At 66.4% G+C, this 1,492-nt stretch carries 1 protein-coding gene; it reads left to right on the top strand.

The window, feature by feature from the left end; genetic code table 11:
* The coding region (locus HMPREF3014_RS04205; RefSeq protein ID WP_021205238.1) for a PqiB family protein at positions 1-1,492 on the top strand (1,492 nt) is incomplete at both ends.

Below are 1,492 nucleotides of genomic sequence, written 5' to 3'. Positions count from 1 at the left end.
CGACAGCCCGCCGACCGATCCGAGCAAGCCGTTCCGCCTGTACGACGACTACGACGCGGCCCAGGCCGGTTTGCGCGTGAAACTGAAGATGAACGACGTCAGTGGTATCGATCCAGGGCGTACCCCGGTGATGTTCAACGGCGTGCAGGTCGGCCTGGTCAAGTCGATCGACATGGGCAAGGACTACAGCAGCGCCACTGCCGACCTGGCGATGGATCCGCGGGTCGAGGACATGCTGCTGGAAGGCACCGAATTCTGGACCGTCAAGCCAAGCATCTCCCTGGCCGGCATCACTGGCCTCGAGGCCCTGGTGAAAGGTAACTACATCGACGTGCGCTTCGCCAAGAGCGGCGCGCCGAGTCGCGAGTTCACCATCCGCCCGAAAGCGCCGCCGCTGAACACCGACGCGCCCGGCCTGCACCTGGTGCTGACCAGCGACAAGCTCGGCTCGATCGACATCGGCGCGCCGATCCTCTACCGCCAGGTCCGCGTCGGCAGCGTGCAGAGCTACCAGCTGTCGCGCGACCGCCAGCGAGTGGTGGTGGGTGTGCACATCGAGCCGGAGTACGCACACCTGGTGAATACCTCGACGCGCTTCTGGAACTCCAGCGGGATCACCCTGACCGGCAACCTCAGCGGCGTGCAGGTGAAGAGCGAGTCGCTACAGACCCTGATCACCGGCGGGATTTCCTTCGACACCCTCGATCCGAAGGCGCCGACCGTGACCAAGGTGCGGCGCTTCACCCTCTTCGACAGCGAGGAGGCGGCGATGGCCCGTGGCGTGGAAATCCAGCTGAGCATCGACAATGCCGACGGCCTGCGCGAAGGCACGCCGATCCGCTTCAAGGGCCTGGACATCGGCAAGATCGAAAGCGTCGAGCTGAACCCGGACCTCTCCGGGGTACTGATGAAGGCCCGCCTGACTTCCGCCGGCGAGCGCGTCGCCCGCAGCGGAACCCGCTTCTGGGTGGTGCGTCCGGCGCTCGGCCTGCTGCGTACCGAGAACCTCGGAACCCTGGTCAGCGGCCCCTATATCGAGGCGCTGCCGTCGAGCACGCCGGGCGAGCGCCAGGCACGCTTCCAGACTCTCGCCGAAGCGCCCAACCTGCTGGGTCGGGAAAACGGCCTGCGGCTGACCCTCAGCGCGCCGCGCAAGGGCTCGATCAAGCCGGGCAACCTGGTGACCTACCGGCAGATCCCGGTGGGCAAGGTCGTCGACCTGGCCTTGGGCGAACAGGCCGACCGGGTGCTGATCAGCATCCTCATCGAACCGCGCTACGTACCGCTGGTGCGTACCGGCAGCCGTTTCTGGAATGCCAGCGGCTTCGGCGTCGACGCCAGCCTGTTCAAGGGCCTGTCGCTACGCACCGAGTCGATGGAGGCGCTGATGGAGGGCGGCATTGCCTTCGCCACCCCGAACAATGCGCAGATGGGCGAGCCCGCCAAGCCGGGGCAGACCTTCGCCCTGTTCGATTCGGCCAATGACGAATGG

The sequence above is a fragment of the Pseudomonas sp. HMSC065H01 genome, assembly GCF_001815235.1.
Classification (GTDB): domain Bacteria; phylum Pseudomonadota; class Gammaproteobacteria; order Pseudomonadales; family Pseudomonadaceae; genus Pseudomonas; species Pseudomonas aeruginosa.
This window is presented reverse-complemented; position numbering and strand designations above follow the sequence as displayed.